The sequence below is a fragment of the Caulobacter sp. genome, from assembly GCF_017744445.1.
GTDB lineage: Bacteria > Pseudomonadota > Alphaproteobacteria > Caulobacterales > Caulobacteraceae > Caulobacter.
Genome location: NZ_JAGIBH010000015.1, coordinates 35,225 through 47,964, shown reverse-complemented (window position 1 = coordinate 47,964; position 12,740 = coordinate 35,225). Strand labels below are relative to the sequence as shown.

Sequence of the window (12,740 nt, the reverse complement as noted above, 5' to 3'; positions counted from 1 at the left end):
CGGTCACATAGACTTAACCGAGGGCGATCCTCCGTTCAATGCCGATCGCTTCAAGGAAGTCGGGATCGTGGCTGACGACCAGCAGCGCCCCGTCATAACCCGACAGCGCCGCCTCGACGGCCTCGATCGAGGCCAGGTCAAGGTGGTTGGTCGGCTCGTCGAGGATCAGCAGCTGCGGCGGCGTGGCGGCGCACAGCACGCAGGCCAGCGCCGCCCGCAGGCGCTCGCCGCCGCTCAGCGTACCGGCGACCTGATGCGCGGCGGTGTTGCGGAACAGGAAGCGGGCCAGGGCCGCATGGGCGTCGTTCTGGGTCGCGGCCGGGTTCAGGCGGCGGAAGTTCTCCAGGATGGTCTCGTCGTCGGCCAGCAGCGCCGCCCGCTGGTCCAGCAGGGCGACGGGGACGGAGAGCTTCACCTCTCCCGCAGTCGGGGTCAGGTCGCCGGTCGCCAGCCGGATCAGGGTCGTCTTGCCCGTCCCGTTCGGTCCCGATACCGCCACCCGTTCGGGGCCGGCGAGGCGGAACGACAGATCCCGGAACACCGGCGTCCCGTCCGGCCAGGCGAAGCCGACCGCGTCGAAGGCCAGCACCGTCCGCCCCTCAGGCAGACTCGACGACGGCAGGTCGAACCCCAGGGTCCGCGCGCGCTCGACGCGGGCCTCCGCCGACGCCTTGGCTTCGGCCGCCTGGCCCGCCAGCTTTTCGGCCAGCTTGCCCTCGCGCGCGCCGCTGTTCTCGGCCCGCTCGGCCATCGCGCCCAGCACGATCTTCGGCGTGCCGCCGCGATCGGCGAAGCGCTTGCCGGCGGCGTCGCGGCGGTCCTTGCGCTCGCGGGCGACCTGGGCCTCGCGGGCGACGCGGCGGACTTCCTTCTCGGCGTGGTCCAGGTCGCGCTGGGCGGCCTGCGCCTCCTCGGCCTTGCGCTCGGCATAGAGGTCCCAGCCGCCGCCGTACGAGCGCGCGCCCAGGGACGACAGCTCGACGATCCGGTCCATGCCGCGCAGCAGGCTCCGGTCGTGGCTGACCACCACCGCCCCGCCTTTCCAGCGGGCCAGCACCTTGGCGACGATCGCCTTGGCCTCGGCGTCCAGGTTATTGGTCGGCTCGTCCAGCAGCAGCACGTCCGGGCGCGCGATCAGCAGCCGCGCCAACCCCGCCCGCGTCGCCTGCCCGCCCGACAGCGCCGCCGCCGGCCGCTCGACATCGAGACCCGAGAGGCCCACATCGGCCAGCGCCTGGTCCAGCCGCGCCGGCAGGTCCCAGTCGGCCTCAGAAAGGTCGGTCTCGTCGCCCTCCCCACGCTCGATCCGCGACAGGCGATCCCAGTCGGGACCGACGCCCAGCAGGTCGACAAGCCGCGCCTCGGAGACGTCGGGCGTCTGGTCCAGCGTCGCGACCGCGCCCGTCCGCGACACGCTCCCGGCCAGCGGCGGACGCGCACCCGCGATCAGCGCCAGCAAGGTCGACTTGCCCGCGCCGTTGCGCCCAACGAGGCCGATGCGCTCGGCCCCGATGGACAGGTTCAGATTTTCGAAAAGCAGCCGGCCATCAGGCGTGGCGGCGGAAACGGCATCCAGAGTGACGAAGGACATGCGAACCCACGGTCAGGGAAACGAGAAGGACGAAGCGGTCTTCCGTCTTGCTGATCATGGTTGCCTCCATCGGATGAGAGCCGGGCTTTTACGCCTGCCGACGCAGACGAGCAAGCCGCGCCTAGGTCGGCGCCATGTTGCGCAGGACCCAGACCAGCGAACCGATGCCGCCGCAGAACACCATCATGTCGATGATGATCGAACGCGGCTTGGGCCCCTTCAACGCGTCGAACGCGTCGTGCTTGGCTTCCTGCTTGTCGCTTTCGGCCTTCTTGGCCATGGCTTGGTCCTTCTGACGCCGAGCCCCCGCCCGACGGTGGCGGTTTAACCATGCGTGGACTGAAGATCCCGCTTCCAAACAGGGTTTAGGGAATCCGAACGGCGGCGCTTCAAAAATTAAATCGCATCCGATGTAACCTCGGACTCGCGCCTCGCGAATGAACCTCCGTCACTCACTCTGGAGGTTTCGATGAAACCCGTGATCGCCGCCCTTGCCCTGATGTTTGGCGCCGCTCCGGCGATGGCCGCGGACCGCCCCGTCGTCGTCGAGCTGTTCCAGAGCCAGGGCTGCTCGTCCTGCCCGCCGGCCAACGCCAATCTGAACGCCATCGCCGGGCGGCCTGACGTCCTGGCCCTGAGCTTCGGCGTCACCTACTGGGACCAGCTGGGCTGGAAGGACACCTTCGCCACCAAGGCCTACACCGACCGCCAGCGCGCCTACGCCCAGGCGCTGGATGTCCAGCTGGGCACGCCGGAGATGGTGATCGAGGGCCGCGACAGCGTCATCGGCGCCGACGCGCGCGAGGTGGACGCCGCCCTGCGCCGCGCCCGCCCGGCCAGCGAGACCCGCATCGCCAACGCCTCGGGCCGCATCGAGATCGCCGCTGGCCGCGCCCCGCGTCGTCCCGCCGATGTCTGGCTGGTGCGGTATGATCCGCGCGTGCAGCAGGTGTCGATCCGGCGCGGCGAGAACGGCGGCAAGACCTTGCCTCACCGCGACATCGTCCGGCAGCTGACCCGCCTGGGCGGCTGGAGCGGGGCGGCGGTCAACTTCGCAGCTCCGCCAGCATCCGATTCAGCCTATCGCACGGCGGTGCTGGTCCAGGCCCCGAACGGCGGCCCGATCCTGGCGGCGGCGCGGCTGGACTAGAAGCAGCTAGAGCTGCAGTTCCAAGGCCTTGTCGGGAAACTCCGCTACGATCTTCAGACGCCCGCCCTGATGCTCGATCAACTTGCGGATTACGGAAATGCGCGGGTCTGCCTTCGTCTCGATCTTGGAGACGTTGGATTGGCTGGTTCCGAGAATGTCTGACAACTCGAGCTGCGAAAGGCCCAACTGCTCTCGCAAGACCTTAAGCAGCGAGACTTGGTCCCTCAGATAGCTGGCGGCTTCATCGACCTGCTTCTGTTCTGCAGGCGTCCAATCTGGCCGCCATTCGGCAAAGGTCTCTTCTTTCAATTGGCACCTGTGGCTTAACGCCCTTTCGGTCCCGGCTTGTAGACGCCACACGCGGCGTCGCGGACAATCGCTGTTTGTCCTGGCCTGATCTCAAGGGCTACGCGGTAGAACCGCCTGTCAAACGCCGTCCAGTAAGTCGCCGAATAAGGCTCGGTGAGCCCGTCCCATGACGGACATCCTGCCCGTTCGCGAGAATCCCAGCCCAAAGCGGCCGGACCTCCTTCGCGAAGAACAGTCTGGATAGCGTCCAGCTCGATCTGATTGCGTTTATCCCACTTCGACACCAGGCCGATGACGCGGACCTCGAAGACGACTTGCCAGGCGCTCATTGCGAACTCGCTGCTTTGGATATTTCACCATGTGCTCCTCGGTTCTGTCGTCAGCGCCCGGTAGCGCTGTGGCTTACAACTTGGCGGTTGCCACGACAGAGACATAATATTCCAATATGGAATATTATCAAGTGGCGACCGTCTGAGCTGCTGACAGTGGCTGTCAGCAGAAACGGTCCCTCGCGTGCGCGACATTTGTTCACACCTTGTTCTTGTGTTAATTCGCGCGTCGAGCCCTACATATAGCCGCTGCGCTGCGACCAATGTCGCCGCCCAACGTTCCGGAAAACATGGCTGAGCAACTGAACTTCATCCGCGTTCGCGGCGCCCGTGAGCACAATCTCAAGGACGTCAGCGTCGACATCCCGCGTGGCGAGCTGGTCGTGCTGACCGGCCTGTCGGGCTCGGGCAAGTCGTCCCTGGCTTTCGACACGATCTATGCCGAGGGCCAGCGCCGCTACGTGGAGAGCCTGTCGGCCTATGCCCGTCAGTTCCTGGAGCTGATGAGCAAGCCCGACGTCGACCTGATCGAGGGCCTGTCGCCCGCGATCTCGATCGAGCAGAAGACCACCTCGCGCAACCCGCGCTCGACGGTCGGCACGGTAACCGAGATCCACGACTACATGCGCCTGCTGTGGGCGCGGGTCGGGGTGCCGTACTCGCCCGCCACCGGCCTGCCGATCGAAAGCCAGACCATCAGCCAGATGGTCGACAAGATCACCGCTCTGCCCGAAGGCACGCGTCTCTACCTGCTGGCCCCCGTCGTTCGCGACCGCAAGGGCGAGTACAAGAAGGAGATCGCCGAGTGGCAGAAGGCCGGCTTCCAGCGGCTGAAGATTGACGGCGAGTACTACCCGATCGAGGACGCCCCGGCGCTCGACAAGAAGTTCAAGCACGATATCGACGTGGTCGTGGACCGCGTGGTGACCAAGCCCGACATGGAGCAGCGCCTGGCCGACTCCATCGAGCAGGCCCTGCGCCTGGCCGATGGCCTGGCCGTCGCGGAATTCGCCAATATCGAAGAGGGCGAGAAGGAGCCGCGCCGGATCCTGTTCTCGGAACGCTTCGCCTGCCCGGTCAGCGGTTTCACCATCGCCGAGATCGAGCCGCGCCTGTTCTCGTTCAACAACCCGGCGGGCGCTTGCCCGGTCTGCGACGGCCTGGGCGCGAAGCTCGCCTTCGACGCCGACCTGGTGGTGCCGGACAAAGACAAGAGCCTGCACAAGGGCGCCGTGGCCCCGTGGGCCAAGGGTCCCTCGCCGCTCTACACCCAGACCCTGCAGGCCCTGGCGCGCCACTACGGCTTCTCGATGGACGAGCCCTGGTACAAGCTGTCGGCCGACGCGCGTGACGTGGTGCTGCAAGGCTCCAAGGGCACGAAGATCAAGTTCACCTACGACGACAACGCGCGGAAGTACGAGGTCGAGAAGCCCTTTGAGGGCGTGCTGCCGAACCTCGAACGCCGCTGGCGCGAGACGGATTCGAGCTGGGTCCGTGAAGAACTCGGTCGCTACCAGTCCGACACCCCGTGCGAGACCTGCCACGGCAAGCGCCTGAAGCCCGAAGCCCTGGCCGTCAAGATCGACGCCATGGACATCGCCGAGGTCTCGATGCTGGCCATCCGTCCGGCCCGCGACTGGTTCGCCGGCCTGGAAGGCAAGCTCACCGACAAGCAGATGGAGATCGCGCGGCGGATCCTGAAGGAGATCAATGATCGCTTGCGGTTCCTGGTCGATGTCGGCCTGGACTACCTGAACTTGTCACGCGGCTCGGGCACCCTGTCGGGCGGCGAGAGCCAGCGCATCCGCCTGGCCAGCCAGATCGGCTCGGGCCTGACCGGCGTGCTGTACGTGCTGGACGAGCCGTCGATCGGCCTGCACCAGCGCGACAACACCCGCCTGCTGACCTCGCTGCAGGGCCTGCGGGACCTGGGCAACTCCGTGCTGGTCGTCGAGCACGACGAGGAAGCGATCCTCACCGCCGACTACGTGATCGACATGGGCCCGGCCGCCGGCGTGCATGGCGGCCAGATCATCGCCGAGGGCAAGCCTGAGCAGATCATGGCCAACCCGGCGAGCATCACCGGCCAGTACCTGACCGGCGCGCGCGAGATCGAGGTCCCCGAACAGCGCCGGCCGATCAGCAAGAAGAAGGTGCTGAAGGTCATCGGCGCCACCGGCAACAACCTCAAGAACGTCACGGCCGAGATCCCGGTCGGGACCTTCACCTGCATCACCGGCGTGTCGGGCGGCGGCAAGTCGACCTTCACGATCGAGACCCTGTACAAGGCCGCCGCGCGCCGCTTGAACAACGCTAGCGACGCCCCCGCCCCGCACGAGCGGATCGAGGGCCTGGAGCAGTTCGACAAGGTCATCGACATCGACCAGTCGCCGATCGGCCGCACCCCGCGCTCGAACCCGGCGACCTATACCGGCGCCTTCGGTCCGATCCGCGACTGGTTCGCCGGCCTGCCGGAGAGCAAGGCGCGCGGCTACGGCCCGGGTCGCTTCAGCTTCAACGTCAAGGGCGGCCGCTGCGAGGCCTGCCAGGGCGACGGCGTCATCAAGATCGAGATGCACTTCCTGCCGGACGTCTACGTCACCTGCGATATCTGCAAGGGCAAGCGCTACAACCGCGAGACCCTGGACGTGCTGTTCAAGGGCAAGACGATCGCCGACGTGCTGGACATGACGGTGGAAGAGGCCGCCGACTTCTTCAAGGCCGTGCCGCCGATCCGCGACAAGATGGAGACCCTCAAGCGCGTGGGCCTCAGCTACATCAAGGTCGGCCAGCAGGCCACGACCCTGTCGGGCGGCGAGGCGCAGCGGGTGAAGCTGTCCAAGGAGCTGTCGCGCCGGGCCACCGGCCGGACGCTGTATATCCTGGACGAACCGACGACCGGCCTGCACTTCGAGGACACCAAGAAGCTGCTCGAGGTGCTGCACGAGCTGGCCGACCAGGGCAACACCGTGGTGGTCATCGAGCATAACCTGGACGTGGTGAAGACCGCCGACTGGCTGATCGACTTCGGTCCCGAAGGCGGCGACGGCGGCGGCCAGATCGTCGCCACGGGCTCGCCGCAGGACGTGGCCAAGGTCGAGGCCAGCTGGACCGGCCGCTACCTCAAGGAACTGCTGGACCGCCACGAAGAGCGCCGCAAGGCGCGGGTGGCCGAGCTGAAGAAGGCCAAGCGGGCCTGACAGAAAAGCCCCGGAGAGCGATCTCCGGGGCTTCTTTTTTACTCGTAGCGGCTTCTACCAGCCACCGTCACCGTCGGTCGCGGCCGGCTCGCCGCCCTTTAGCGCCAAGTACATACTCGGCACGGGCGTAAAGATGATCAGGCTGGTCAGCACCGTGATCGCCCCGGACAGCAGCGCCTGGGCAATGCCCAGCGGGGTGAAATAGGCCTGCAACGACGTGGTGTCCGAACGCATCAGCCGCGCCGAAACCCCAATGTCTCCCGAGATGATCGCCGCCACGCCGCTCACGATGGACAGCAGCAGCAGCAGGACGATCACGAACATGACAGCCGCCAGGAAATAGGCTCCAATCATCGGCCAGAACTGGCCGCGGGTCATCGGCAAGGTCTTGAACAGCGTCACCTTGCCGGTATCGAAAGTCGCGGCCGTGCACAGCGAAAGACTGACGGCCAAGTAGATCATGGCCCCGATCATGCCGAGAAAAATCACCAGAACCAGAAACGCGCCAGTCGCGCCGCCCAACGCTCCAAGGAACCGCATCAAAATGGAGGAGATGACCAGCACGCCGAACAGCACCAGGTTGAACAGCAGCCAGACGATCGCCTGACGCACCTCGTCCACGCCCAGGCGCAGGTGAGCGAAGCCCTTGTCGTGGGGGCGCTGGACCAGACGGTTGACGCCCGCGAACATCACCCCGTTCACCAGCAGCATGTAGGGAATGGACACAAGCCAGGCCGGCGTCATGTCCCCCAGGACCTTGCTCAGCTCGTTCGGATCGGGATCGCCGCCCACTGTCTGCATGTAGGTCGTGAAGGCGTTCAGCTCTTTGCCGAAGAACATGATCATCAGCACGCTGTAGATGATCGATACGACCGTCATGATCAGCACCCACCAACCGATCGACTTCAGGTTCTCCCGCACCAGGCGGAAACCGGAGAAGGCCGCGTCGGAGGCGGAGAACTTGGACATGTCGGGCTCGTATCGATGGCGGGCAGAGCGACAGCCCTAACAAGGTTCGCGCCCCTTCGACAGTGCCGAACGCGGCTTTATTCGCCGGGGTTGCGGCCAGGGCGATCGCACCTCTAACATCCGTTTGAAAAGCGGCCGCCAGCGCCGCTGAACGGAGGGAACCGATGAAGCTCTATGGCGAGGCCATGCCGGCCCCCAATCCGCGCCGCGTGCGGGTCTTCCTGGCCGAGAAGGGCCTGGAAGTTCCCGAGATCTCTATCGGCATGCGCCAGGGTGGTCACAAGTCGCCAGAGCACTTGGCCCGCAACAGCCTGGGCCAGGTGCCGACCTTGGAACTCGACGACGGGACCACGATCAGCGAGACGGTCGCCATCTGCCGCTATTTCGAGGTGCTGCATCCCTCCCCGCCGCTGTTCGGGGTCACGGCGCTGGAGCAGGCGCAGGTCGAGATGTGGATCCGCCGGGCCGAGTTCCGGCTGATGGTCCCGGTTGGCATGTTCTGGCGTCACGCCCATCCGCTGACCGCGCGCCTGCTTAAGCAGAATGTCGAGTTCGGCGAGTCCAACCGCGAGGTGGTCGAACGCGCCCAGCTGTGGCTGGACAAGGAGCTGTCGGACGGCCGCCCCTACCTGACCGGCGAGACCTACACGATGGCCGACATCACCGGGCAGACGACGCTGGACTTCGCTGACTTCACCGGCCTGCACACGCCGGCCGAGGCCAAGCACGTGATCGCCTGGCGCGAACGGATGGCGGCGAGGCCCAGCGCTAGCGCTTGAGAACTGCCTAGTACCTTTAAATTTGCCTCCCTAGGCCTCGTGCCTAGGGCCCAGCCGTCCGCCTGCACCGCCTTGACGAGATGGACGCCAACGCTGCCGGAGCGTTCGAACAATCACGGCGCCAAGCCGCGCCCATGGGTCCTGGGCACAAGGCCCAGGAAGGCATGATTTAGGATGATCCGAGCCTGTTGAGCCAAACGCCCTCAGTCGTGCAGCCCCGCGTCGATCTCGTCCTGGTTCAACTGGGCAAAGGCCTTGGCCGGGGCGGCGACCAGGATCACGGTCTGCAAGGTCAGGAACACGGGGGCCAGCAGCAGGTTGGCCAGCAGCACCAGGATCACGCGCGGATGGCTGGCGACCACGTCGCCGGCCGCCGGGTCGACGCCGCCGCCCACGACATTGCCGATGATGGTCGAGACGGTCGTGCCGATGATCGACACCAGCGCCGCCAGGATGATCGCCAGGATGTACATGCCCAGGAGGCGCAGGAACTGCCCGTGGGTCTGGACCCAGGCCTCGCGGATATCGATGTGATGGTGCGAGAAGGCATGCGGGCCCAGCAGCGACAGGCGCACGGCCACCCATAGGGACAGGCCGATCACGGCCAGAGCGCCGAGGGTGGCGAACCAGCCGGCCGCCGCGCCCGACAGCAGCGACGCGCCCAGCACCACCGCGCCGGACGGGATCACCGTCACGCCCAGGGCCGCGGCCCAGGTGATCAGCGAGACGATCAGCAGCTGCAGCTCTTCCTTGCCCAGGCGCAGATAGGCGAAGCGGTCGTTCTGGGGCTCGATCACCGAGCGGATGATCGCCGCCTGCAGCACCGAGGAGAGGGCCAGGGCCACGGCGATCAGCAGCACCATCACCCCGCCCAGATGGGTGATCAGGTCCAGGATCTCGCGCGGGTCGGCCGAGCCGGCGCGTCCGGCCAGGGCCGCGCGGCCTTCGTCGCCCAGCACGATCTTGGCGAACAGGCCCAGGATCGGCAGCATGACCAGTGAGAAGGTCGCCCAGGCCAGCACCGGCAGCGGCTTGCGCCGCATGGTGCGAAGACCCTCGAGGGCGGCGTCGACGGGACGGACGGACATCTAGGCTTCCTGCGAGACCGCGTGGCGGCGGTAGAAGTGGGCCAGGGCGCCGGTCCAGGCCGGCATGGCGTAGAAATAGGTGCACAGCGCTAGCACGGCGGCGGTCACGGGGCCTTGCAGAGCGGCGCTCAGGGCGGCGCTGACCAGCAGCGCCGGCACGGCGACGGCCAGGCCGACAACCAGCAGGGTCGGCACATGGCCGCGCGTCAACGGAAAGGCGCTTAAGACCCGCACGCCCGACTGCTCGACCGTGGCCGGGGCGGATAGCGACAGGCGCAAGGCCAACCAGACCAGGATCGCCAGGCTGCCCAACGGCGCGACGACCAGGATCAGGCCCGCTGGCCCCGCGCTGGCGAAGGCGCCCTGCCAGCCGGCGATGGTGCCGGGATCGAAGTTCGGCGCGGCGGTGCGGGCCACGCCCAGGGCGACGCCGCCGACAATGACCATCAGGATGCAGCCGATCAAACCTACCAGGCTCAGGATCATCATTTGAGCCGCCAGCAGCCGCCACTCGTCACGGCCCCAGCGCAGGCCCTTGAAGCCGCCCGCGCGGTCGAAGGCGCGGCGGAACAGAGCGCCCTGAGCGATGACCCCGGCCAGCACGGTCGCGAAGAAGCGTAGCCCAGGCGGCAGCAAGCCGCCGGCCACGCTGATGATCGCCGCCAGCGCCAGGGCGCCCCAGCAGTCGCGAGCCGCGCCGGTCACGTCGGAAAAGCCCGCGCGCAGGGTCGCGCCGATGCTCGCCGATCCGTCCGCCATCCGATCAAGTCCCTCTTACGCGCGCCCACGCCACGAGTCGCCGCGAGCCTCGGCAATCTATGGCCTCGCCGCGGTTCTGGCGATGGCGTCGCGTGGACGCAATCGGATTTAAGCCTCGACCGGCGCCTGATCGCGCAGCGCCCGATAGGACGCCGCCCACGGGGCGCAGAACACGGTCACGACCACCGACGAGAACAGCACCCACAGCGCGCCGCCTGCGGCGATGGCCGGACCCAGCTTGCGGACGATGTCCATCGGCTGCTCGCGCACCAGCGCCTCGACCGCGCCCGGCTCGAACAGCCAGCTCATCTGGCCGCCCACGGCGAAGACCCCGCCGATGATCAGGCCGCAGAACAGCACCTCAATGCCGATCAGAAAGACCAGCAGCAGCAGGCTGACGCCCAGCAGCTGGCCGACATGACCCTTGGTGAAGCTCCACGACTCGAACAGCCGGAACTGCTTGTCGACGAAGGTCATCGGCGCGGCCATCGACAGCTTCAGCGCCAGCCAAACGAACAGGACCAGCACCAAGAGGCCGATCACGACCGCGGTCCCGATCATGGCGCTCTCGGCGCTGCCGCCCGCGCCCACCCCGACGATCGCCACCACGACTGCGGCCAGCAGGGCCACGACGAAGAAGCCGATATAGGCCAGCACGTACTCGACCAGGAACAGCAAGGTCAGCCAGCCCTCGCGCGCGCCCAGCCGCAGATAGCCGAACCGCGAGTCCTGCGGCGCCAGCACGGCGCGGAACACCGCGCAGCAGAGCACCGCGTTCACCGCCGTCGACCAGATCCAGGACAGGAGCTGAAACAGCATCATCCCCGACTGCAACCGCATGAAGCGGGCGAAGGTCTCGGGATCGTATTCCGGCCCCCGCTGAGCCGCGATCTGCATCAGCGCCGCGAAGTCGGGCCGCATGAACAGCAGCAGCAGGTACATCGGCACGGCGGTCGCGACCAGCATCGCCAGGCCCCAGCCCAGCACCGCCAGCGGCTTGCGCCCGATGATCCCGAAACCGGCCGTGGCCGCGTCGGCAACGGAAAACCTCGCCATGCTCCCTCCCATGCTCGCGCAACGCGAAACACCAGTCCCCTATCGTGAGCCTACACGCAGGTTTCGCCGAGCGACAGCCGGGGGTATAGGGCGCGCCATGACCACGAACTCGACCTACCAACCCGTCCACGTCATCGGCGGAGGCCTGGCCGGCTCCGAAGCCGCCTGGCAGATCGCCCAGAGCGGCGTGCCCGTCATCCTGCACGAGATGCGCAAGGACGACGCGACCGGCAAAGTCACCACCGACGCCCACAATACCGACGGCCTGGCCGAGATGGTCTGCTCCAACTCGTTCCGCTCGGACGACTGGCAGTTCAACGCCGTGGGCCTGTTGCACGCCGAGATGCGCAAGCTGGACAGCCTGATCATGTCCTGCGCCGACCAGCACCAGGTGCCGGCCGGCGGCGCCCTGGCCGTCGACCGCGACGGCTTCTCGGCCGAGGTCACCAAGCGCCTGTCCGCCCACCCGCTGGTCACCATCGTGCGCGAGGAGATCGCCGGCCTGCCGCCGGAAGAGTGGGACAACGTCATCGTCGCCACCGGCCCCCTCACCTCGCCGGCCCTGGCCCAGGCGATCCTGGACACGACCGGCGAAGGCCAGCTGTCGTTCTTCGACGCCATCGCGCCGATCATCCACTTCGACTCCATCGACATGGACAAGGCCTGGCGCCAATCGCGCTACGACAAGGAAGGCCCCGGCGGCGACGCGGCCGCCTACATCAACTGCCCCATGAACAAGGAGCAGTACGAGGCCTTCATCGACGCCCTGCTGGACGGCCCCAAGTCCGAGTTCAAGGAGTGGGAGAACGTCCCTTATTTCGACGGCTGCCTGCCGATCGAGGTGATGGCCGAACGCGGCCGCGAGACCCTGCGCCACGGCCCGATGAAGCCGGTCGGCTTGACCAACCCGCGCGATCCGCTGGTCAAGTCCTACGCCATCGTCCAGCTGCGCCAGGACAACGCCCTGGGCACGCTGTGGAACATGGTCGGCTTCCAGACCAAGCTGAAGCACGGCGTCCAGGCCGACACCTTCCGGATGATCCCGGGGCTTGAGAACGCCCAGTTCGCCCGCCTGGGCGGCCTGCACCGCAACACCTTCATCAACTCGCCCAAGCTGCTGGACAAGTCGCTGCGGATGAAGGTCGCCCCGCGCCTGCGCTTCGCCGGCCAGGTCACGGGCGTCGAGGGTTATGTCGAGAGCGCCGCCATGGGCCTGCTGACCGGCCGCTTCGCCGCCGCCGACCGCAAGGGCGCGCCGATCGACGCCCCGCCGCCAACCACCGCCCTGGGCGCGCTGGTCGAGCACATCACCGGCGGCCACCTGGAAGCCGGCAACGGTCCGGGCAGCTTCCAGCCGATGAACATCAACTACGGCCTGCTGCCGCCGCTCGAGGCCCCCAAGGTCGACGAGGACGGCAAGAAGATCCCGCTGAAGGAACGCGGCCGCGCCAAGAAGCGCCTGATGAGCCTGCGGGCCTTGAAGGACCTGGAAGCCTGGGCGGCGGGCTGA

13 protein-coding genes are annotated in these 12,740 nt (G+C 67.2%); 4 read left to right on the top strand and 9 right to left on the bottom strand.

Annotated elements, in window-relative coordinates:
* Positions 1-13: 13 nt before the first annotated feature.
* Genes J7528_RS19715 through J7528_RS19705 form a run of 3 tightly spaced genes read right to left on the bottom strand, consistent with a single transcriptional unit; the run spans position 14 to position 1,871 of the window.
* Complete coding sequence (locus J7528_RS19715) at positions 14-1,591, bottom strand: ABC-F family ATP-binding cassette domain-containing protein (RefSeq protein WP_291877958.1); 1,578 nt, start codon at positions 1,589-1,591, stop codon at positions 14-16.
* Entirely contained in the window at positions 1,548-1,661 is a 114-nt protein-coding gene (locus J7528_RS19710) for a hypothetical protein (protein WP_291877955.1), read from the bottom strand. Before J7528_RS19710 ends, J7528_RS19715 begins: the two co-directional genes overlap by 44 nt.
* A gap of 51 nt (positions 1,662-1,712) precedes the next feature.
* The gene (locus J7528_RS19705) at positions 1,713-1,871 is read right to left on the bottom strand and encodes a hypothetical protein (protein ID WP_291877953.1); all 159 of its coding nucleotides are present in this window, start codon (positions 1,869-1,871) and stop codon (positions 1,713-1,715) included.
* Between the two features lie 189 nt (positions 1,872-2,060).
* Between J7528_RS19705 and J7528_RS19700 the strand changes: the two genes are divergently transcribed.
* Positions 2,061-2,741: a DUF1223 domain-containing protein gene (locus J7528_RS19700; RefSeq protein WP_291877951.1), complete on the top strand. Its 681-nt coding sequence runs from the start codon at positions 2,061-2,063 to the stop codon at positions 2,739-2,741.
* Between the two features lie 6 nt (positions 2,742-2,747).
* Here J7528_RS19700 and J7528_RS19695 read toward each other — a convergent pair whose 3' ends face one another.
* Together J7528_RS19695 and J7528_RS19690 are read right to left on the bottom strand one after the other, a co-directional pair.
* Positions 2,748-3,050, bottom strand: coding sequence for a helix-turn-helix transcriptional regulator (locus J7528_RS19695; RefSeq protein WP_291877948.1), 303 nt, complete (start codon positions 3,048-3,050; stop codon positions 2,748-2,750).
* A 14-nt stretch (positions 3,051-3,064) separates the two neighbouring features.
* Positions 3,065-3,379, bottom strand: a complete 315-nt coding sequence (locus J7528_RS19690; protein ID WP_291877945.1) for a hypothetical protein — start codon at positions 3,377-3,379, stop codon at positions 3,065-3,067.
* A gap of 290 nt (positions 3,380-3,669) precedes the next feature.
* Between J7528_RS19690 and uvrA the strand changes: the two genes are divergently transcribed.
* Positions 3,670-6,579, top strand: a complete 2,910-nt coding sequence (gene uvrA, locus J7528_RS19685) for an excinuclease ABC subunit UvrA (RefSeq protein ID WP_291877941.1) — start codon at positions 3,670-3,672, stop codon at positions 6,577-6,579.
* Between the two features lie 54 nt (positions 6,580-6,633).
* Here uvrA and J7528_RS19680 read toward each other — a convergent pair whose 3' ends face one another.
* Positions 6,634-7,548 (bottom strand): hypothetical protein, encoded by a 915-nt coding sequence (locus J7528_RS19680; RefSeq protein ID WP_291877938.1) that lies wholly within the window; start codon positions 7,546-7,548, stop codon positions 6,634-6,636.
* Positions 7,549-7,712: 164 nt separating this feature from the next.
* Here J7528_RS19680 and J7528_RS19675 point away from each other — a divergent pair, with 164 nt between their 5' ends.
* Positions 7,713-8,327: a glutathione S-transferase gene (locus J7528_RS19675; RefSeq protein WP_291877935.1), complete on the top strand. Its 615-nt coding sequence runs from the start codon at positions 7,713-7,715 to the stop codon at positions 8,325-8,327.
* 203 nt (positions 8,328-8,530) lie between these two features.
* Here the strand turns inward: J7528_RS19675 and J7528_RS19670 are convergent, their stop codons facing one another.
* From J7528_RS19670 to J7528_RS19660, 3 genes are all read right to left on the bottom strand, one after another.
* Positions 8,531-9,415 carry a hypothetical protein gene (locus J7528_RS19670; protein WP_291877932.1) on the bottom strand — a complete coding sequence of 295 codons (885 nt, stop codon included), beginning with the start codon at positions 9,413-9,415 and terminating at the stop codon, positions 8,531-8,533.
* Positions 9,416-10,174, bottom strand: coding sequence for a hypothetical protein (locus tag J7528_RS19665; protein WP_291877930.1), 759 nt, complete (start codon positions 10,172-10,174; stop codon positions 9,416-9,418).
* 108 nt (positions 10,175-10,282) lie between these two features.
* The gene (locus tag J7528_RS19660; RefSeq protein WP_291877927.1) at positions 10,283-11,230 is read right to left on the bottom strand and encodes a hypothetical protein; all 948 of its coding nucleotides are present in this window, start codon (positions 11,228-11,230) and stop codon (positions 10,283-10,285) included.
* A 97-nt stretch (positions 11,231-11,327) separates the two neighbouring features.
* Between J7528_RS19660 and trmFO the strand changes: the two genes are divergently transcribed.
* Complete coding sequence (gene trmFO, locus J7528_RS19655) at positions 11,328-12,740, top strand: methylenetetrahydrofolate--tRNA-(uracil(54)-C(5))-methyltransferase (FADH(2)-oxidizing) TrmFO (RefSeq protein ID WP_291877925.1); 1,413 nt, start codon at positions 11,328-11,330, stop codon at positions 12,738-12,740.

What these genes read in the sequence shown, in the direction of transcription:
- J7528_RS19715 (WP_291877958.1), bottom strand. Translation starts at nt 1,591, where the DNA reads ATGTCCTTCGTCACTCTGGATGCCGTTTCCGCCGCCACGCCTGATGGC.
- J7528_RS19680 (WP_291877938.1), bottom strand. Translation starts at nt 7,548, where the DNA reads ATGTCCAAGTTCTCCGCCTCCGACGCGGCCTTCTCCGGTTTCCGCCTG.
- J7528_RS19665 (WP_291877930.1), bottom strand. Translation starts at nt 10,174, where the DNA reads ATGGCGGACGGATCGGCGAGCATCGGCGCGACCCTGCGCGCGGGCTTT.
- J7528_RS19675 (WP_291877935.1), top strand. Translation starts at nt 7,713, where the DNA reads ATGAAGCTCTATGGCGAGGCCATGCCGGCCCCCAATCCGCGCCGCGTG.
- J7528_RS19710 (WP_291877955.1), bottom strand. Translation starts at nt 1,661, where the DNA reads ATGGAGGCAACCATGATCAGCAAGACGGAAGACCGCTTCGTCCTTCTC.
- trmFO (WP_291877925.1), top strand. Translation starts at nt 11,328, where the DNA reads ATGACCACGAACTCGACCTACCAACCCGTCCACGTCATCGGCGGAGGC.
- J7528_RS19670 (WP_291877932.1), bottom strand. Translation starts at nt 9,415, where the DNA reads ATGTCCGTCCGTCCCGTCGACGCCGCCCTCGAGGGTCTTCGCACCATG.
- uvrA (WP_291877941.1), top strand. Translation starts at nt 3,670, where the DNA reads ATGGCTGAGCAACTGAACTTCATCCGCGTTCGCGGCGCCCGTGAGCAC.
- J7528_RS19690 (WP_291877945.1), bottom strand. Translation starts at nt 3,379, where the DNA reads ATGAGCGCCTGGCAAGTCGTCTTCGAGGTCCGCGTCATCGGCCTGGTG.
- J7528_RS19660 (WP_291877927.1), bottom strand. Translation starts at nt 11,230, where the DNA reads ATGGCGAGGTTTTCCGTTGCCGACGCGGCCACGGCCGGTTTCGGGATC.
- J7528_RS19700 (WP_291877951.1), top strand. Translation starts at nt 2,061, where the DNA reads ATGAAACCCGTGATCGCCGCCCTTGCCCTGATGTTTGGCGCCGCTCCG.
- J7528_RS19705 (WP_291877953.1), bottom strand. Translation starts at nt 1,871, where the DNA reads ATGGCCAAGAAGGCCGAAAGCGACAAGCAGGAAGCCAAGCACGACGCG.